This window comes from Roseibium sp. MB-4 (genome assembly GCF_053005265.1).
Genome location: NZ_JBRKQB010000001.1, coordinates 138,951 through 158,260, shown reverse-complemented (window position 1 = coordinate 158,260; position 19,310 = coordinate 138,951). Strand labels below are relative to the sequence as shown.

Here is a 19,310-nt window from a genome sequence, read left to right as displayed (position 1 = left end):
TCCCATTAGAGCTCGTTCTTATAGACAACGCCGTCTTTCATGATCAGATCGAAGGTTTCACCTGGGTTTGCGACCAATTCGAGATCCTCCAGCGGGTTACCATCGACAAGGATCAGATCCGCATAAGCGCCCTCCTTGATCACACCAAGCGGACCGTCCTGATAGGGATGGCGCGGGCCACTCAACTCAAGCAGCTTTGCATTCTCGGAGGTTGCAATTTTGAGTGCTTGATAGGGTGTCATCCATGTTCCAAGGCGGGCAAGGTAGATACTCTGCTGGTAAGCTTTCGCCGGGTCCATTAACTGGTCCGTCCCAAAGGCAAGGTTAACCCCAAGGTCCACGGCCATCGGGTAGAGTTGGTCTACCGCATCCGTGACCTGTTTCCATTTTGCAGCGCTAATCGGGCTGTCCCAAACCATGTCGGGTTCGAACATGGCCTGCGGACTGAGCCAGGCCCCTTTCTCTTTCATGAGTTCAAGAGTTTCCCGCGAGGCAAAGAACCCGTGCTCAATGCTCATCACACCATTTTCTACAGAAGTGCGAATGCCCTCGTCTGTCATGACGTGTGCGAGCACATATGTGTTGAAGTTGGTTGCTTCTTCGACGACTGCCCGGATCTCATCAACGGAGTATTCGCTGACATCGAGCGGATCGAACTGAGAAGAAACCCCGCCGCCGGTCGTGATCTTGACCTGAGTCGCCCCGTATTTGAGGATCTCACGTGTCCGTTTGCGCACTTCCGGAACACCATCTGACACCATGGCCATCATATTGCGTTCCCAATAGCTCAATTCCGAATAAGAGCTTCTGGGATTTTCCAAGAGGCTGTGAAAGTCCGCATGTCCTGATGTCTGGCTCATGAAGGGCCCGGACGGCAGGATCCGGTGTCCGGGATAGTCTCCGCTGTCAATGAGCTTCTTGATGGCGAAGGGATTGCCGCCGGGGTCCCGAACGGTCGTGAAGCCGCGCAAAAGTGTCTCCTTTGCGCCTGTCATGCTTCGGATCGCAACTTCAGCCATATCGCCCTGGTTCAACATGAGCACAGTTGCAGGCGTGTAGGCATATGTTGTGTGCCAGTGCACATCGATCAGGCCTGGAATCATTGTGCGTTCGCCGCCATCAATGATCGTTGCTTCCGCGGCATCGATTTCATCGGTAGAAATGGACGCGATGAGATTGCCTTCTATAAGAACGTTGGCATTCTCGATGCGCGCCTCGTTGACACCATCAAAGATGTGGACGTTCTTGATCAGGATTTTCGGTTTCGCATCTTGGGCGCTTGCTTGAACTCCAAGACAGCAGGCAACAACGACACCTATCCAGAATTTGAGCCTCATGCGTAAACCTCCTGCCTCGATGTCGACAAGCATCGTGCGACTTGCCAGTTTCGTCCTACCGTAGCGAGACTAAGGGGCGTTTCTTCTCCCGCGCAACTGCGTAAATTCATCAATGCGCATTTCAAACATGCGGTGGCGGCGAGCGCAGCTGCCGAACCACATCGGTGCGCGCTCGCATAAATGGATCATTGACAATCTCATGGCCGCAGGCCGAACGTCTGGATAGCTGACTTACCGGGAGACTATGAAATGCTTGCCTTTTTCCTGAACGCCCTTCGGCTTTTCAAAGCGATCGTGCGATCCTGGGAAGACCCGCATTTCAAGGGTGGCTTTGTTCTATGCATTCTGATGCTGGTCTCGGGCACTGTTTTCTACAGCAGCGTGGAAGGTTGGCCGTGGATCGACGCGCTTTATTTTTGCGCCGCAACACTCTCGACGGTGGGGTATGGTGACCTGACGCCTCAAACCGAAGCCGGTAAGCTGTTCACGGTCGTTTATATCTTTGCAGGCGTTGGTGTTTTTGTTGCTCTCTTTGCACAATTCGGCAGAGCACTTCTACGCGACACCAAGTGAACCGCGAGCGTCTGCTTTGGGCAGAGAGCACCAATCGGTGGCGCCCCGAGCACGGCCCGCTAGTACCTGCGCTGCACGCACGACGACGTTGGAAAGCCAGGCCCCGACCGCTCCTACTGAGGTCATCCTCGACCTGATCGGGGATCCATTCATTTCCAGAGCTGCGACAAAGGCCCCGCCCCCTCCGGATGTTATGCGCCGATGACCTGCCGTTTGCCCTGCGCCACGAAAACGAGCCCGCGCAGCTTGACCCCAACGAAAATGCCCGCCCGCAGGTGAAAAAAATGCTGGAAGACGGGGATCCCCCTGGCCGGGCCTGAAACGCGGACGCGGCTCATAAACGCACCCGCTTAGGTCGTTGATGCGTGGCAGGGCAATGGCCAGAATGGGCGGATTTTAGACCTTCGCTGCGCACTGCGCAAAGGTCAGCTTTAGGAGTTATCAAACAAGAACCCTCCGCCCGCAATCATCTGCATAAATAGTCGTTTACGCCTTTTCAGCATGGCTCGCGCGTCCCGTAAGCGCGTTGACCAAGTGTGCTGTTCAGGCCAGTTTGCTCCCTGACGTCAAATAGAGGAGTTACCGATGGCAAAAGGTTATCTGGTTGTCTGCTACAAAAGTCCACCTTCCGAAGAGAATCTATCCGCTTATGCGGCAGACGCAAAGAAGGCAATTGAGGCGCTCGGCGGCAGGTTTATCGCGAGAGGCATGCCCGTTAGAACATTCGAAGCCGGTCAGAGTGAGCGGTCGGTAATTATCGAATTCGAGAGCACAGACGCAGCAATCGAGGCTTACGAGCATCCAACGTATCAAGCCATATTGCCTCGCCTTGGAGTGATGCGCGACATGCGCGTCATCGAGGGCGTGTAGACTCGGTTAGACTGCGATCTGCAACTTTACTGATTAATCGCTTGACCTAGGCCCTCGCCAGAATTGCAACTGTTTGTGTTGCGTTTTTGAACATGTTTCGAATTCCGGACGTTCTTAGGAAACGGAGCATCAAGCGGAATGGGTTCGTTCCGGTCACTCACCGCAATCGGCTCAAATGTCCGCTCCGGGCCGTTATTACTAATCTGGTTGTTGATGCGGGCACGCCAGGTGCCACGCACCATTTTATGTTTGCAAGAATTATTGCGGTTAAGCGGGCTCAGGTTGGGGAGTGACAAGTGTCATGCCGACTTCCTGTGCCATCGCGAAGACTGATGGAATATCGGGTTCACTCGGTGTTGGCAGGTCAGTCTGCCCCTCCGGCAGAGGGTGTCCAATGCCAGTGAAAAATCTGTCATGCATCATCCCGGGCGCATTGATGATCAAGACCCGTGCGGGCTTGTCGCCGACTGCCTGAAACGCATGAACTGCCCCGTCAGGGATCGCCACATGATCGCCCGGCCCCGCCAAAAACTCTTCTCCATCAACCATGAAGCCTATTTGACCCTCTGTCACATAGAACGATTCCGTCTCTCCTGCATGGTGATTGGGTGGTGCGCCTGCACCAACAGGGACCAGGCATTCAACGAAACAGAACTTGCCCATAGTCTCAGACGGAAACGCATGAAACTTCATGAGAATATTGAGAACATTGTAGGTGCGGGGACGATCCGACATGCTGAGGCTCCTTCTCTTAGTGAGCGGTGAACTCAGCAAACGGTAATCGGGACTAATAAATCTGTTAAATCGTTTGTTTTGATCATATTAATTGGCATGGCCAATTTATCCAATTTTGACCTCAATCTCTTGCGCGTACTGAATGCGCTTCTTATTGAGCATTCGACTGTCAAGGCCGGTGAACGCTTAGGTCTTTCCCAATCGGCTGTGTCCGGAGCGCTTGGAAGGCTTCGCTTGTCACTGGAAGACGATCTATTCTTCAGAAGCGGGCAAAAGCTTGAGGCAACCGAATTTGCACTATCCTTGCAGGAGCCTCTTCAGGATATTCTAACCCGAATTGAGTTGCTCATCGGCGGGCGGGCGGCATTTGACCCAGCGCATTCTGAGGCGACCTTTCGGATCTCCGGAAGTGATTTTTTTGCGGAAATGCTCATGCCGCAACTGGCTGAGCATTTGGCGCATGAGGCGCCATCGATGCGGGTTCACCTCGTCGACCTTGTTCCAGACGACCGCGTTGGGGCGTTGGCACGCTACGAAGTAGATTTTGCGCTCCTGCCAGAAACGCAATTGCCAGATTGGGCTGAAGGTGTACCGGTGTTCAGCGCCTCCTTTTCAGCCATTGCCCGCAAAAAGCATCCTAGGCTGGCCGCAAGTGGGATCGTTGCGGGTGATGAGATGCCGTTGGATCTCTTTTGTGAACTGGGTCACGTCCTGTTTTCGACGGAGGGACATCCGACGGGCGTCGGAGATGAGGCTTTGGCGCGTGTCGGCCGCAGCCGAGACGTAAAAATGACGCTTCCGGTCTTCTCCGGAGTATATCGTGCTGTGGCGGGGTCGGACTTAATTGCGTTGCTGCCGACCGCGCTTGCAAATCGTGTGGCTGGTTCTGTGAACATTGATATCTTTCGGCCGCCAGTGCCAGTCGATCCTGCCCGTCTCTTTTTGATCTGGCATCGTCGATACTCGGTCAGCCCTCCGCACCAATGGCTTCGCGAGCAGATATGCGCCCTCCTGAAGTCCTATGACGATGCCTAGTATACAGACCTACAGTCTCGGCTGCGAACAGTGTCCGGCATCTCATGAGCAGACATTCACCACCCGTGCATCAAAAGTCTGCTCAGGGCCGAGAGCGCCGATCGACGGCGTCGCACGCACGGCCCGCTCATACTCATCCCTCCCCAAGACCTTAAAGGACACGCCCGGTTCGAGCGAACTCCAAACAAGGATCCTCCGTGGCGCACCAAAGAGGCCATCACCCGGGCCTGGATATTGAGGCTGAAAGACGGGCGAGGACCAAGAAGACCAGCAGCAGGGCGATTTACTTTATCGATCCCCACGGGCCAGCTGGTGGCACTCAGTGAGCTGTGTTGAAACACCAAGAGGTGCCGAACTCAAAGGCCTGTCGAAAATCCGACATATTCAGTGCCTAGATCAGGTACCGACAACCCAAAGGTGTCCATATCAACACTTCAACACCGGCACTCCCAAGAGGCGCAAGCATCTCGGATAGGAACGAGCTGAACCCCAAACCACGCAATCAGCGGGTTAGCGCCTCCAAAGAACGTCCACACAAGGCGTAATAACGAGCCAACAGTCTGAAATGACCACCATCGAAGAAATCAGGCCAGATCTGATCAGGGGCCTGTCTGATCAGCGGGCAGATGCAAAAACCCAGCAGGACATTGCATTTGCACTGGACGACGCAGTGACCAGCGCTGGCAAAAACGGCGTTGCCGATACGGTAAGAGCTGTGTTCTCGGGCGAATTAGGCACGGATATCGGCGCGGTCTTTGGAACCGCATTCGCGAGCTTCCTCGTCGACGTGGACGTGCCGCCCGGCAACGGTGAGAAGTTCTCAACCACAGAGATCCTGACCGTCCTGACGAATGCCATCAACGACATTTCCGACGCGCAGTACCAGGCGCTGGCCGAGACAAACGGAGGCACACTGCCCTCCTCGGACCTGAATTTGATGATCGAAACAGCTGCGAACCAGCTGAGCACCGCACTAAGCGATCTGGCTGGGCCAGAGGGGGCTGTGTACAGGTTCTACAATTCTGAGAGCGGAGCGCACTTTTACACGACATCGGTGGAAGAACGTGACGACATAGCCGCAAACCTTCCTCACATGACCCTTGAGGGCCCCACATTCATCATGGATGCCAGTGCGGGCACGGGCACTGCCCTGCACCGGTTCTACAACACTGTGACGGATGCGCATTTCTTCACGACCTCGGAAGAAGAAAAAGCCTATGTCGAGGCCAGCTTTCCGCAGTTCTCATATGAGGGCGTTGCCATGTACGTATATACGCAAGAGACTGGCAGCAACGACCAGGGCGTGTTCCGGCTCTATAATGAAGAAACCGGCACGCACTTGTTCACCGCGTCTCAGGCTGAGGCAGACAACGTTCAAAACATACTTGGCTGGAAACTGGAACGCTCCGACACTTTTTTCGTGGAGATCGCGTAGCTCTGCGGGTCCTGGCGCCGGGCGGTACCCGTCTGAACGTTGGCCCAAGAGGTTTCAGGAACAGAGTCGTATGTTCTCGACCCTTGCAGACTTCAACCTTCCCCGTTCCGGCATCCGATGGCAACCTGGCGTTTGTCACACGCCCGCAAGCGGAAGATGGGCCGGGTCACGACCCGTTTTACGGAATGCGAGAGCCCCCTGGGTCCCTCACGCTGGTTTATCCCAATAAGGCGGAGTGCCGAAATGATCCATCAGATGATCGACGAATGCGCGCACCTTTTTTGAGGTTTTGCGGTTCGGGAGATAAACAGCGTGTATCGCCGTTTCAACATCCCGGTGGCCGGCCGTCCAGCTCTCAAGCACGGGAACCAACCGCCCGGCCGTGAGGTCATCTCCAAGAAGCCAGCTGGGCATCATCAACAGTCCTGCGCCACCGACAGCCGCTTGGCGTAGCATTTCGGAGTTGTCGGCAACCATCGTGCCATGAACCTTGACGGAAAGGCGTTCGGCCGCGGTTTCAAACCGCCAGGTGCGGTCCCCGTCAGCAAATCTGAAGCACAGGCAATTGTGGGCCAAAAGGTCTTCCGGATGCCGCGGAACGCCACGCTCGGCAAGATAATCCGGGCTTGCACAGACAAGGCGCCGGTTTGGGGCCAGTTTTCTGGCAATGAGACTACCTGTTTCCAGGATACCGATCCGGATGGCTACATCGATCCGGTCCTCGACCAGATTCACAAGTTTGTCGCTAAGTTCCAGCTCCAGCTTAATATCCGGAAACCGACGCAGAAACGGGCCAATCGCCGGTGCGATATGAAGAGAAGAAAAAACTACCGGCAGTGACACCCGCAAGTGTCCGCGCGGTCCTTCGCCTGCTTCGCTGACAGACTTGTTGGCCTCGTCCAAGGCTTCAAGAATGAGAACAGCCTGATCATAGTATCCGCCCCCTGCGTCGGTCAGGGTCACACTCCGGGTCGAGCGGTTCAGCAGTTGGGTACCAAGGCTCTCTTCTAGTGCATTGACTTGGCGCGTGAGAGACGAGGTCGCCTGCCCCATCCGCCGGGCAGCTGGTGCAAATCCGTCCTCTTCGACAACCGTGCAAAAGGCCTTCAAGGCCGCGAACCGATCCATGGCAGTCTCCGGGGCAAACCTAAGTGAGAGTCCGGGCCAGACTAGCCCGCATGGATCGAAAGGCAACCCTATTGTTGCAAGTTGCGCAACGCTGACGCGCAAAAGACATCTATTGTCTATGTCTTGTCGGAAGATCACCTGTCGCTCAATCAGATCAACCGGAGTGATCCCATGACCCGGCCGACACCTGCCGTAACCATCAATCTCGTGTCAGATTTCATTTGCCCATGGTGCCGTATTGGCGAAAAACGGCTCGCAGATGCCATCAGGCAAATACCCGAAAACATTCAGGTCGACGTCCGATGGTTGCCTTTTCAGCTGAACCCTGACATGCCGAAAGAGGGTCTGGACCGGAAGACCTACAGGTCAGCAAAATTCGGCTCCTGGGACCGCAGCAGGCAACTTGATGCCGGCACTGTCGAGGCCGGTAAACCTGACGGTGTCACCTTCAACTATGACCGGATCAAGCGCACGCCGAACACGTTTGCGGCTCACAAGCTCACATACTGGGCCGGTTTACATGCCAAACAAGCCGATACCGCACATCGCATTTTGAATGCGTATTTTGTCATGGGCGAGGACATAGGCGATCCCGCCGTTCTTGCCCGCATCGCCGCGGATGTTGGCCTCGACCCCGATGCGGCCAGCCAGTACCTGAAGGACAAGAACACCAACAGCGCTGTGGTCAAATTGATGGAAGCAACATCAGGAGCCGGCATTACAGGTGTGCCGCATTTCGATATCGACGGCACACCGGTGTACGGAGCGCGATCTGCCCGGCTCCTCGCAAAAACGATCCAGGCAGCCGCGAAGCGAAAACAGTCTGACGGCCTGAACAAGGTCTGACCTCGGCATCCCCGCCCCCCGGGTGCTCTAATATGCAGTGTAAGACAATAAGCCGCGCTTCGGATGCTGCCGGCGTTCTTGTTGCGCACTTATCATTGCTCCAGACGCAACGCTGTTATCGAAAACAAAAAGATTATCGTCAGAAATACACTCGATTACCTTGCGATTAACCGGAAACGAAGCTTGGAAAGGATCATCAAATGACGCAGACGGATAATGCGCGCCCCCGCGCGCTCGTGATCGGCGGATCCCTGGGCGGTCTATTCGCCGGTAACATGTTGCAAAAAGCCGGCTGGACGGTCGACATTTTTGAACGCTCGGTGCGCGACCTTGACAGCCGAGGGGGGGGCGTTGTGCTTCAGCCGGACGTTGTCGAGGTGTTTCGGGAGGTCGGTGTTAAAACCTCGAAAATGAACCTTGGGGTTCCGTCCAAAAACCGGGTGGTGTTCGCACCTGACGGCAGCCTTGCCGATAGACGGCTTGCCCCGCAAGTTCAAACGTCCTGGTCATTGATTTACACGACGATGAAGGATGTTTTCGGTGACGCCCATTATCACGCCGGTCGAGTTTTGTCGGATATTGAACAGGACCGTGAGGCGGGAACCGTGACGGCGATATTTGAGGACGGGACACGGGAGACCGGCGATTTGCTTGTCGGTGCTGACGGCAACGGTTCAACAGTCCGCCAGCTCATCTGGCCGGACGCGATCCCCAAATACGCCGGCTACTTGGCCTGGCGTGGCTTGGTTCCTGAAAACGACCTGCCACCGGCTGCAAGGGAAGGCCTGGCTGGCGACTTCGCTTTTGCGAACACCACCGGATCGCATATCCTCGGATATCTTGTTCCAGGCGAAAACAATGCCACACGGGAAGGTCAACGCCTTTATAACTGGGTCTGGTACCGTGTCGCTGACGATGAGACGCTTCGGTTGATCATGACCGACAGGAACGGCCGGGACCGGGGCTATTCCATGCCGGAAGGCTTTTTGAGCACACACTGGAAAGGTCACGTCTACGATCAGGCGGACGATCTGTTGCCTAAACCTTTCCGCGACGCGGTCCGCTCAACCCGCGAACCATTCGCTCAAGCCATTCGGGACCTGAAGGTTCCAACCATGGTTGACGGCCGTGTGATCTTGCTGGGTGATGCGGCGTTTATCCCCCGGCCGCATACGGCAGCCAGCACCTCCAAGGCGGCGGCAAACGCACTTGCCCTCCATGATGCTCTGGCCAGATCCCCGGATGACATAGACGCAGCTCTTGCGCTTTGGGAGCCGCAGCAGTTGTACCTCGGAGACGTTCTTTATGAACAGGGCACCAGAGCCGGGGACAGTCTGCTTTTCGGGCGCAACCGCAGCGAACGGATTGGCTAGACATGCCTTGGCCAGGAGCCGTGACAGGATACAGGTGCAGGCCGGGTCCGTCATGGCGCCCGTTGAGAGCCCGGCATGTTCGAACAGGAAAGACATCAAACCCATGACATTTCGTGACCTCCCGATATGGCGAAAGCCGCAGCACCACCACGATCTCGATACCAAATCCGAGCATGTTCATTGGGCTGAACTCTTCTACGATCTGATCCACGTGGTCTCCATTTTCCTGTTGGGCAATTATCTGACCAACAATCTGGACCTCTACGGGTTCGTAACCTTCGCCGGTGTCTTTATCGCCCTATGGTTCGCATGGGGGGAACTGAGCATCTTCAATTCCATCTACGTCAGCACCGATGTCTGGCACCGGCTGTACATGTTGATGATGATCAGCACCGTGATGTTCATGGCAGCTTCCATTCCAGCGATTGAAAGCCATGGGTGGACATACTTCGCACTGGGTTTCGCTGCGAACCGGCTCATCATTGCGCTCCTGTATTTTCGCGCAAGGAAGACCGACCCGGACAACAGTCCTCTGTCGCAACACCAGGCCCGCAATTTTTCCATTTTTGCCGGGTTGTTTGCGATATCCGCCTTTCTGCCGCACCCCTTATCCTTTTGGCTTTTTGCAGCAGGTATCGCGGCAACACAGGCCGTTTACATCATCCCCGCGACTTCGGTTCTGCATCTTGACCGGTTTGCACCGCGCATGGGTCACATGTCTGAACGATTTGCTCTGCTGACGCTGATCGTTCTTGGAGAGGGCTTTTTCAAACTCGTGGTTACGCTTTCTGAGAAAGGAATTTACAAGGTATCCGGCGATGTGCTGGTCAATTTCGTGATTGGTGGAGCATCCATGTTTTTGATGTGCTGGCTCTATTTCGACACGATCGGCAGCACAAAACCAAAGGACGGGAAACCGTCGACACTTGTGATTTGGTGGCTTGCCCATTTGGTGTTGATGTTGTGTGCGGTCATGGTTGGCGTTGCGCTGGCCGCCGAAGTCAAGATCGGTTTCTGGGAACCTTACCCATTGGCCTATGCAGCTCTCGGCTGTTTTGGTCTTGCCGGATACATCGCCATGCTCTGGACACTGCGGCGCGTTATGGACAACGATCAGGCTCGAGCCGTGGGACAAGGGTATGACCAGATAATTGGAATTTCCCTCGCAGTCCTGTGCTTCTTAGTGGTCCTCCATGCTCCATCTCTGGTGGGAAACTTGATATGGGGGGCAGCACTTCTGTCGCAGATTCTCTTGCCGCTCGGACGCACGCGAATGAAAGGGTTCAATGTGTAACGCAGAACAAACAAACCAAAGGCAAGAATGGCTCCAGTTCCAACCTGGGCGGACACCATTGGCCGATTTTCCGCAAAACGCTTTGAACAGATGTATGGATTTCCAAGGACAGGAAACATGACGGCTGTTTCGCCGCAGCACCGCATAGCCCGGATCTGTGTCCTGATCGAAAGTGACTTGAGCAGACCTTGGCGGATTGACCAGTTGGCCGATGCCTGTGCCATGGCCCAGCATCACTTTCAGCGCCGGTTTGCGGCCGCCACTGGCGAAACGGTCGCGGGATACGTCAAAAGCCGGCGGCTGGAAAAAGCGGCACGTCTCTTGTCCATGTCGAACATGCGCGTTCTGGATATCGCGCTCGAGTGCGGGTTCCAGACCCATGCTGCCCTGACCCGTGCATTTAGCTCACATTTCGGTCTCAGCCCGGCGGCGTTCCGGGACAAAGGCCTTCCGGACCACCTCCAGGGAATGCCGCCACGCCCGTTCCTGCGGCCCCTCGCCTCCCGGGGCCTGTCAGTCGATTTTGATCTGATCGACCTGCCACCGCAGTGGCTGCACTGGCGCAAGGCAACGGGAATGGTTGACGGTCGGTATTTCCCGGATCTGAAATCTGTCGGCAAAGCCTTTTGGGCTTTGAGACAGGAGCTTGGATCACGAAAAGCGCACTTGGCGACCGGTTTCATTAACGGACCGCGCGCCTTTCTTGACGACACGGCGGTCGCGTATTTCGGAGCGCTTCTTTCGGACAGGACTGATCTTGATTGGGCGGACGGTGCGAACCTGCTGGAAGCGGGTCTCTACGCAGTGTTTCCCCATTACGGCCCCCTGACAACGCTGCATCTGACCTGGCACAAATGCGTTCGGGCCGGTGTTGAACAGCATGGGCTGACGTTTGCAAAGACGTGGATGTTCGAGACCTATTTGATCGACACCGTGTTTGCCAAACCGGAAAAATTGTCAGCCCTCATCCACTTGCCGGTTCACAAAGGCACAATCGGACAAACGCCGCCAGTTCCGGTCCCCTAAACCAGACCTCTTCAATCAACTGGAGAGGCCCATGCGCACCGGCACATCACACCCTTGGGATTTACCGCTGGAGACACTCAGCAAACAGCTGTCTCTGGAGGCTGAACGGCGGGATTTTTATAACTGTCTATCCGCGAGCCGGTCACATTGGGAACCTGGCATCAACGCTTTCGAACAACGGCAGGAAAACTGTCCTGTCACCGTCCATGGGCCATTGAACGGACTTCCGATCACGGTAAAGGATCAGATCGCTGTGGCCGGCTGGCAAAGGACCTTTGGAACCGACCGCCCCGCGAAAAAGCCCGACCGGAAAAGCGCGCCTGTTATCGCCTGTCTTGAAGACCTTGGAGCCATTGTGACCGGCAAAACGGCCCTGCCGCCGCACGCCATGGACTTTCAGACCTACAGCAAGCGCCGGGGCCCGACATGCAATCCCTTCGACCAGGATTACACATGTGGGGGAAGCTCCGGAGGGGGAGCTGCGGCCGTCGCCACCGGCATGAGCTGCCTTGATGTCGGCGCTGACCTGAGCGGGTCATTGAGAATTCCGGCGGCCTGGTGCGGCGTCAGTTCTCTTGTGCCAACCGAAGGGGCCCTGTCGAACAAGGGGATGCTGCCAAAGGAGCAGACGCTCGACCATTTTGCCCGCATCGGGTTTCTCGCGCGCAGTCCGGAGGATCTGGAGTTTCTTTGGAGAACGGCATTTCAGCCCGAAGCCCCCCCGGAATTGGACCGAACCCCGGACAGGATTGCGATTTGGACACCGGGCGCTGCCCCTGTCTGCGACAGCGCGACCCTGCACACGTGGGAGACGTTCCGGAAGACGGTGATCGGTCGTTCCAGAGATCTGGTTGAGGAGCATGGCATGACGGAACTTCTTGAGAGCAGAGTGCGGTGCGCTGCCGGTGAGGTTCTGGGCCACGAGACCGGGGCCTTGATGCCGGGGATCATCCGATGGCTCCTGCGGCGTGACCGGCGGGCGGCAGCAGGCTCGCCAGGCTTTCTCGCTCCAATCCACGAAGGATACCGCCGAAACTCCAAGAGATACTCGAACAACCTTAAGACGCTGGAAGACTTCAGAACCTCGATGGGCCGGACATACGCCGACCATCGCGCGCTTGTCCTGCCGGTCACCGGGGTGTGCGCCTTCCCGCACCGCGGTGCGAACTCCGATCAAAACGGGGTGCGCCGCTATGATGAAGGGTTTGCGACCCAAGCCGGTGAGATCGGTTACTTCGATGCCCTGACCCACTTCACATTGCCGGTGACCGTGCTCGGTTGGCCAGTCATCACCATTCCGATTGGCAAGGACCCCAACGGCATCCCAGTGGGCGCACAGATTACCGGTCACCCCGGCACAGAAATCCGATTGCTTGAAACCGCAGCGAAGCTGATGGAGATCACGGGAGGCCAAATGAGGCCTGGAGAAAACTCCCGATAAACGCCGTTGCTCCTCCGGCACCGGAAAACGGTCACCGACGACTCGCGCAAGCAACTGAACAGCGCCCGTCTTCGGCTGGTCAAGCAGGATGGATGTTGCGGCGCAACGCTTTTGATGGAGGCAGAGACAATCCGAACCAACAAGATAAACTTCAGCTACCTCAATGAAACTTTGTCAGTTTAAATGGTGGACTGGATTGATGCCCCCAGCGATCTCAGGGCAAGTTAGTCCTCCGACACTGGCGCTGTTGTGTCTTGGGACATAACGAAAACACAGATCTTGTTGCCGTCGAGATCACGAAAATAATCGCCAAAAAATTGACCGCCGTATTCTGCGGGCGGGCTTACGTTTTCTGCTCCAAGGCGGACCGCAAGCTTATGTACCGCCCGCACGTGATCTGTGTCTTTACAAATCAGGGCAATCATATTGCCGTTTCCAGGTCGAGCGGTGTTGCCATCGCTCGGCTTTGTGACCACCAGCATGGGCTTGGCAGGGTCACTGCCCCAGGCAATCATTCTCTCCAGTGAATAGGTACGTGCAGCGCCGAACTTCTCAAGAAGCGTGTCATAGAAAACTGCCGCTTTTTCGAGTTCGTTTGTACCCAGTGTAATGTATCCGATCATATCGAACTCCGCTAATATATTGATTTATTTATTTTTTACCCCCCCGTACATGACGTTCGACGCTGACGCGTAAACAAACCTGATCGCCGAAGACAGAACTTTGACGCCGCGGCATGAAAACCACTGGCCGGCTTTCGTTCGATTAGCGCAAACGTCCATGACGATCACAATTATTGGAGGCCATCACCTGTGAAGAAACCGGTGCGAAAATGAAACGAAATGGCCTGCAAACCGCATTGCACCAAAGTGTCGCCTCCCTTGCCCCCAGCCTCAGCGCGCTGAGCCCGGGCAACGAAATGGGGTGAATGTACTTCCCATGTTGGCATTTATTGTCATCATGAATAGCCGGTCAGCGAGCCACAGATCCTCCGCAGAAATGGGACACGCTGGTATGTTTGACAGACATCCAGTCGCCAAGAACGCGTCATGTGCGGCTCGAAACTCCTGTGTCAGCTTTGTTTCTTCTATGTATGTGAGCGCTTTGGAATACGTTTCCTTGTAGGCGGTACAGTTTCTGACGCGCCGTTCATCACGTGTCTCAGCCTCACCACGAACCGGACAGACGATCAGCGTCAAAAGAACAAAGTAAAAGAACAACAGATATCTTTTGTTTATCATACGTTTCCTTATGGACCGGAGCTTACAGGAAGGGTGGACCTGGATTGGGAAATTGTTCGCCAGAACCGTCTAGTCCCTGGAGGACCACTCAAGAACAGGATTGATCCACATGGGGTTCGCTTTGTAAAAAAGGCCGTGAGCTTCGCCGGTTTTAAAGATGATGTCGGCACGCTCAGTAATTTGTGGGTTGCGGTTAAAGAATTTCCGGCAGGAAAAACCGAGGTCATCGGACGCGTCGACCATTGACAGGAAACGGCCCTTTGCTCCATCTGCCGAACGGTCATCGCCCGAAACCACACCATGAATGCAGCCGGCAAGGATGACATAGTTTATGTCAGGGTTCTGAAGTTTGGCGGCCGCTCTGAGCGCCATGTATCCGCCCTTGCTAAACCCAACAATCGTGATTTTGTCGGGACTTACGCCATTTGAGAGCAAATCGGACACTTTCGAGACAATAACATCAACATATTCCAGCGTACCCGGCCGCCGGATATCAGCAGTCACCAAATGACCTTTCGATTGCAGCTTTTCTTTGATCTCATAAAACTCGTAGAGTCCAAATGTGTCCGAAACAGCATTCGGGCCTTTGTTTTCGATAATTCTCCCGTGAACGTAGATGAGATACATTTCTTCGTTTGGAGCACTGGCCGATTGGAAGGAGCTGCTTTGTGCAGGGGCACAACTGAAGAATACGACCAGCAAAGATACGATCATCAAGGTGAAAGAGGGCATGCAAGCACGCATCGGAGAGACATATTTTAAAAGTATATTTTCCATTTAATATTTCCTAATTATTTGATTTTTCTTCAGAATACTGCATGTTATTGTCAGAGACTAAGTTCCTTCCACGCTCCAAAAGTCTTTTTGGCGAAACTGGGGTCCTTTTCGGAAATGGAACGCAGCCGATTTCGGTTCTTGACGACCAGCGCTGCACCGGCGGTGGAAACGCTCATTCACGTCCCATTGCAGCATCGTCCAGACAATCCATAAGCGGTCGCCCGCTGGTGCTTGGTCAAGCGGCCGGGCGATGCGATGGGTCTTGAACCGCCTTCAGGAAAGAAAACGAAGGGCTTGTGCCGGCCAAACAACCGCGCACGGACCATGATCCAGGCAACGCCAAACAGCATCCGAAACGCGGTAACTGTTTTCACCTTTTCCCCGGGAAGCAATGCGGTGGCATTCCGGATACCAACCCGCCCTCGAACCTCACCAAATGGCGTTGGTTCGCTGCTTTCGCAGCAAAATGATGTGAGAAGGCTGACGAACGGAAAGCCGCCACTGGACAGGGTGCTACCGATTGGTGTTGAACAACAGACGGTATACCATCGAAGGGTACCTCTCCCGCACAAGTCCAGACACCTGAGATGTTCCAGCCCTTTGCTGATCTTCAGTGCTGCCGGTTCTAGATGGATGACTTCGCTGCCCGAGGCTTGATCAAACACCAATTCGTTTGCTCTCAAATGTCTGACAAATGCCTGACAGTCCGTGCAATAGCAGACATAGCGTGGCACCGAAGCTCGCCTCGAAACAGTCAGCGTGCCTTGCACCACACCACAGCTGCAAGAGAGGTTCACGTCTGCAACCGGCTGCGCTTGTGCACTGTATTCAGTCGGCATTGGTAACGGCCACAAACACAGCCACCGCAATGGCGACGAAAATTGCCAGGTTCGTCCGTTCGCGACGCTTCATGGTCTTGTTGCCCCGCCCGTTCGCCCGCTGTCATACGGCATGGCGTTCAGTGAATCGTGGCTTGCCGTATTGATCGCGGGAATGTCCCAGACCTCTGCGATTTGACCGTCGATAATCCGCCAAACGATGGCCACCTCAAAGGTGAGCCTTGACCCATCCAGCACAAGGCTGTTTTGCGTCTCGACAACGACCAGTTCATTACCGATTGCCCGTGCATCGCGCGGAAGGACCGTAAAGGTACCGGCAGACCGCTGCTTCAGAGACTCAAAGAAGTCGGCAATTTGCTCGATGCCGGTATAGTCCCCATGAAGATCCGGCATTGCGGCATGGAAGAAGTGCCAAACCACATCCTCACGGAATACGTGCTTAAGATCCCGGACATTTTGAATATCAAGATCCTTGAGCAGCGAGAGATTGGGATGATCTCTGTCCATGTTTATCTCTTGTGTTTTGGGTAAACACCGCCCGGAGTGGTGGGCAAAACTCGACTCAGGCAATCCTCAAGCGGTCGCCACCCGTGCAACGGTTTCAGATCGACCGCGGAAAACGCAAACCAGTTCCCGCCACCATCTGCCTGGTCAAAGTTGCGATCAATTTCGTGTTTCGACAGCGCGCAATAAAGCAGAGTACCGACGGCTCCGTGACCGACAAACAGAGTGTCGTGGCCGACGGGTTGAGAGAGGCAATGATCCACTTCAGAAACAATCCTGTGCTGTGCAGCCCTTGCTGTCTCCCAACCCCGAAAGCTGTCGTCTGGAGAGGCAAAAAACTGATCAGCTGCGGCCTCGAACTGTTGTCTCGGCAGAAAGCCGGTGGAACTTCTGTCATTTTCGTGTTGGTTGTCTCGAAGCTCCAAAGAGCAGTCCCAGGCCTCGGCAAGTATCCGGGCTGTCTCAACAGCCTTCCGTTCCCGGCTGGAAATGATCCGGCCGGTTTGGGGCCAGGGATTTGCATCGGCAAGTTTCATGACGCGATCCCGTCCTTGGCTTGACAGAGCCCAATCTTGGATAGGGGTAGCTTCATCAATCAACACCTGGGGGTGGGTCAGATATCTTGCGAGCATTCTGGTGACCTTTGAATAAGTGAACGTCAGCGGCAGCTAGGGAGTTATATCGCTGAGAGCTGCTCCCCTAAGCCTTTGAAAAAGTTGTTTGATCTGGTGGCAGGCGATTGGATCAGCGCTCATGCGCCAAATGAGGTTTGCCGTTCGCGTGCAGTGTGTGAGCAATTTCGGCGGCGACTGCCCGCCCATTTCGGATGGCACCTTCAACATATCCTGCAAAGGCGGTATCCAATTCGGCACCAGCAAACCGGACACGGCCGGTCCATTCCCGCAGTTTTTGGGCCGCGTTATGAACTCCCTCAACACGAACAGACGAGTTGTAGCCACCACCGCAAACAGAACCTTCAACCCATAGAGCTTCTTCGAAAGACTTGGGGGTTCTGGCTTCATCACCAAGCGCGAGAGCAAGAAGGTCCAAGAGCTTTGCGATCCTATGATCAGAGTTCAAACTGGCCCATTCCGCCGCTTTGGGACCACCTAAGAAAGCTGTGAGGCGCGGAGGACTGCTGTCATCAAAACTCGTATCGACAACCTCCAGACCCATCGGATCAGTGAAAGAAATCCGGCCACTCCAGCCGTGCAACCGCCAGAACGCTGACCGAAACTCCAGCGTTGTCTTGATGACCGAGCCCGGTTGAAAGGAACCGAGGAGGTCCCTCAGCGCCTTGCTTTCCTCAATCACGAAACTGATTTTGCTCGCTGCCGGAGGCGGGACTGCGATCACCACAAAATCGCACAGCCAAATGTCTGCGCCTGTGACAACCTCAACCCTTTGCCCAACACATGACACTCTTTCCACCCGCGCGTTTAACTTAGGTGGGAAGGACAACTGACCGGCCAGTTGATCGGTTATCTTCTCCATGCCTTCGGGGAAGTGAAACTCAAGGTCAGGGCGGTCAGACTGATAAGACTGAAAAGCTTGCTTCACGGCAAGAGCGTTCAGACACTCGGCCGCGACGCCATACTGTTCACAGAATTGGGTACGGGCGAGTTGTTTGTCATGGGTCGAAAGCGGCAGCATGCGCAAAACATCAGCGACACTCATCCGAAGGACTGAAGCATCCCGGCTGTTCTGCTGGGTTCGAAAAGGTTTTCTAAAGCCCACAGTCCGAAACCACGTCGTGAGACAATCAAAAAACCGGACATCGCTCGACGGGCCGTAAACGCGGTCAAGTCGTGCTTCCAGCACCATATCGACCGTGTCTTGGTCAATAAATTCGTCGCGTGGAAAAACCTTGTTTGCAATCACGCACAAGTCCTGCCCGGAATTCGGGACAACAGAACAGTGAAGACTGCCGGTTCTTGCCAAATCCAGGACGCTCCGCATGTCGGCGTTGATCATCTGCGCGCCCAGATCTACGGCACGGCCATTGCCATGAAACAGCGTGCGGACCCGGCCACCAACCCGGTTCTGCGCTTCAATTACCTGACAGCTCAAACCCAGTTCATTGAACTGGGCCGCAGCGGCGAGCCCGGCCGCACCTGCACCAACAACGACCACATTTACAGAAGTGTGCATTATGCTAAACCCGGGAATATAGTTTAATTGAGCAATCGCTCAACTGAGCAGTCGCTCAATTTGTTCCTCATGTCAAGGAGTATGTCTGTGCCCCGCCCGACTGCACGCGAAAGACGCAACCAAATCATCGAAACAGCGTGTGAGCTTTTTTTGGAAAAGGGCCTTGCAAACGTGTCTACTCGGGATGTGACAACGCGCCTCAACATGGGGTCAGGCCTTCTTCATCATCATTTTGTGAATTGGCAGGCATTGAGAGCGGAAACCGTAGACGCATTTGTGCATTCCGAGATCACGGATCTGGAGCAACGACTGTCTTGCCTGCCGGCTGATCTTCTGGTTGAGACATTCGTCGATTGGATGGCCCAAGATGATGAACACAAGCACTGGAACCTTTGGCTCAACGCCATTGTTGAAGGCCGTCAGGACGCAGCGCTCGAAGAGGTGATGAAAAGCGCGTATGCCCGATGGCATAAATGCATTGCGGCGCTCCTTGTCCGCGTTTCCGAAGCACGCGGTTTGAAGAACTTTCAATCGGAAGCCGCTGCGTGGCGGCTCAGCGCATTAATTGACGGTTTGGCCGGTATCTTGGTCACAAGAACACGCGGGCTCACACTTGATGAGGCCAAAAAACTGATAATCGCCCAGTTCGAAATGGAACTCGGGTACCGACAACGCAAAAGTGAGGCGTTGCCGGCAAGCTAACTC

General features: G+C 55.1%; 20 protein-coding genes. 10 read left to right on the top strand and 10 right to left on the bottom strand.

Annotated elements, in window-relative coordinates:
- Positions 1–5: 5 nt before the first annotated feature.
- The gene (locus ACVDG4_RS00785; protein WP_447233650.1) at positions 6–1,337 is read right to left on the bottom strand and encodes a metal-dependent hydrolase family protein; all 1,332 of its coding nucleotides are present in this window, start codon (positions 1,335–1,337) and stop codon (positions 6–8) included.
- A 249-nt stretch (positions 1,338–1,586) separates the two neighbouring features.
- On the opposite strand from ACVDG4_RS00785, the gene ACVDG4_RS00780 reads away from it, so the two are divergent.
- Positions 1,587–1,910 carry a potassium channel family protein gene (locus ACVDG4_RS00780; RefSeq protein WP_306149879.1) on the top strand — a complete coding sequence of 108 codons (324 nt, stop codon included), beginning with the start codon at positions 1,587–1,589 and terminating at the stop codon, positions 1,908–1,910.
- Positions 1,911–2,101: 191 nt separating this feature from the next.
- Here ACVDG4_RS00780 and ACVDG4_RS00775 read toward each other — a convergent pair whose 3' ends face one another.
- Positions 2,102–2,248, bottom strand: coding sequence for a hypothetical protein (locus ACVDG4_RS00775; RefSeq protein WP_447233649.1), 147 nt, complete (start codon positions 2,246–2,248; stop codon positions 2,102–2,104).
- Between the two features lie 247 nt (positions 2,249–2,495).
- On the opposite strand from ACVDG4_RS00775, the gene ACVDG4_RS00770 reads away from it, so the two are divergent.
- The gene (locus ACVDG4_RS00770) at positions 2,496–2,780 is read left to right on the top strand and encodes a DUF1330 domain-containing protein (protein WP_447233648.1); all 285 of its coding nucleotides are present in this window, start codon (positions 2,496–2,498) and stop codon (positions 2,778–2,780) included.
- A gap of 267 nt (positions 2,781–3,047) precedes the next feature.
- Here the strand turns inward: ACVDG4_RS00770 and ACVDG4_RS00765 are convergent, their stop codons facing one another.
- The gene (locus ACVDG4_RS00765) at positions 3,048–3,515 is read right to left on the bottom strand and encodes a cupin domain-containing protein (protein WP_447233647.1); all 468 of its coding nucleotides are present in this window, start codon (positions 3,513–3,515) and stop codon (positions 3,048–3,050) included.
- A gap of 96 nt (positions 3,516–3,611) precedes the next feature.
- On the opposite strand from ACVDG4_RS00765, the gene ACVDG4_RS00760 reads away from it, so the two are divergent.
- Positions 3,612–4,550, top strand: a complete 939-nt coding sequence (locus ACVDG4_RS00760; RefSeq protein WP_409689164.1) for a LysR family transcriptional regulator — start codon at positions 3,612–3,614, stop codon at positions 4,548–4,550.
- A gap of 565 nt (positions 4,551–5,115) precedes the next feature.
- Positions 5,116–5,985: a hypothetical protein gene (locus ACVDG4_RS00755; RefSeq protein ID WP_447233646.1), complete on the top strand. Its 870-nt coding sequence runs from the start codon at positions 5,116–5,118 to the stop codon at positions 5,983–5,985.
- Positions 5,986–6,192: 207 nt separating this feature from the next.
- Here the strand turns inward: ACVDG4_RS00755 and ACVDG4_RS00750 are convergent, their stop codons facing one another.
- On the bottom strand, positions 6,193–7,113 hold the full coding sequence (locus tag ACVDG4_RS00750; RefSeq protein ID WP_447233645.1) for a LysR family transcriptional regulator: 921 nt from the start codon (positions 7,111–7,113) through the stop codon (positions 6,193–6,195).
- A gap of 171 nt (positions 7,114–7,284) precedes the next feature.
- On the opposite strand from ACVDG4_RS00750, the gene ACVDG4_RS00745 reads away from it, so the two are divergent.
- From ACVDG4_RS00745 to ACVDG4_RS00725, 5 genes are all read left to right on the top strand, one after another.
- Positions 7,285–7,959 (top strand): DsbA family oxidoreductase, encoded by a 675-nt coding sequence (locus ACVDG4_RS00745; RefSeq protein ID WP_447233644.1) that lies wholly within the window; start codon positions 7,285–7,287, stop codon positions 7,957–7,959.
- Between the two features lie 200 nt (positions 7,960–8,159).
- On the top strand, positions 8,160–9,332 hold the full coding sequence (locus ACVDG4_RS00740; RefSeq protein ID WP_447233643.1) for an FAD binding domain-containing protein: 1,173 nt from the start codon (positions 8,160–8,162) through the stop codon (positions 9,330–9,332).
- Positions 9,333–9,435: 103 nt separating this feature from the next.
- Positions 9,436–10,626: a low temperature requirement protein A gene (locus ACVDG4_RS00735; RefSeq protein WP_447233642.1), complete on the top strand. Its 1,191-nt coding sequence runs from the start codon at positions 9,436–9,438 to the stop codon at positions 10,624–10,626.
- A gap of 117 nt (positions 10,627–10,743) precedes the next feature.
- Positions 10,744–11,652 carry a helix-turn-helix domain-containing protein gene (locus ACVDG4_RS00730; RefSeq protein WP_447233641.1) on the top strand — a complete coding sequence of 303 codons (909 nt, stop codon included), beginning with the start codon at positions 10,744–10,746 and terminating at the stop codon, positions 11,650–11,652.
- A gap of 31 nt (positions 11,653–11,683) precedes the next feature.
- Entirely contained in the window at positions 11,684–13,093 is a 1,410-nt protein-coding gene (locus ACVDG4_RS00725) for an amidase family protein (protein ID WP_447233640.1), read from the top strand.
- A 224-nt stretch (positions 13,094–13,317) separates the two neighbouring features.
- Here the strand turns inward: ACVDG4_RS00725 and ACVDG4_RS00720 are convergent, their stop codons facing one another.
- From ACVDG4_RS00720 to ACVDG4_RS00695, 6 genes are all read right to left on the bottom strand, one after another.
- Positions 13,318–13,716: a VOC family protein gene (locus ACVDG4_RS00720; RefSeq protein WP_447233638.1), complete on the bottom strand. Its 399-nt coding sequence runs from the start codon at positions 13,714–13,716 to the stop codon at positions 13,318–13,320.
- A 687-nt stretch (positions 13,717–14,403) separates the two neighbouring features.
- Positions 14,404–15,111, bottom strand: coding sequence for a hypothetical protein (locus ACVDG4_RS00715; protein WP_447233637.1), 708 nt, complete (start codon positions 15,109–15,111; stop codon positions 14,404–14,406).
- A 176-nt stretch (positions 15,112–15,287) separates the two neighbouring features.
- Positions 15,288–15,950, bottom strand: coding sequence for a DUF6151 family protein (locus ACVDG4_RS00710; RefSeq protein WP_447233636.1), 663 nt, complete (start codon positions 15,948–15,950; stop codon positions 15,288–15,290).
- Between the two features lie 69 nt (positions 15,951–16,019).
- Entirely contained in the window at positions 16,020–16,457 is a 438-nt protein-coding gene (locus ACVDG4_RS00705) for a nuclear transport factor 2 family protein (RefSeq protein WP_447233635.1), read from the bottom strand.
- A 2-nt stretch (positions 16,458–16,459) separates the two neighbouring features.
- Positions 16,460–17,086 carry a histidine phosphatase family protein gene (locus ACVDG4_RS00700; protein ID WP_447233634.1) on the bottom strand — a complete coding sequence of 209 codons (627 nt, stop codon included), beginning with the start codon at positions 17,084–17,086 and terminating at the stop codon, positions 16,460–16,462.
- Positions 17,087–17,198: 112 nt separating this feature from the next.
- Complete coding sequence (locus ACVDG4_RS00695; RefSeq protein ID WP_447233633.1) at positions 17,199–18,605, bottom strand: flavin monoamine oxidase family protein; 1,407 nt, start codon at positions 18,603–18,605, stop codon at positions 17,199–17,201.
- Positions 18,606–18,692: 87 nt separating this feature from the next.
- Here ACVDG4_RS00695 and ACVDG4_RS00690 point away from each other — a divergent pair, with 87 nt between their 5' ends.
- Positions 18,693–19,307 carry a TetR/AcrR family transcriptional regulator gene (locus ACVDG4_RS00690; protein ID WP_447233632.1) on the top strand — a complete coding sequence of 205 codons (615 nt, stop codon included), beginning with the start codon at positions 18,693–18,695 and terminating at the stop codon, positions 19,305–19,307.
- The last annotated feature ends 3 nt before the right edge of the window (positions 19,308–19,310 follow it).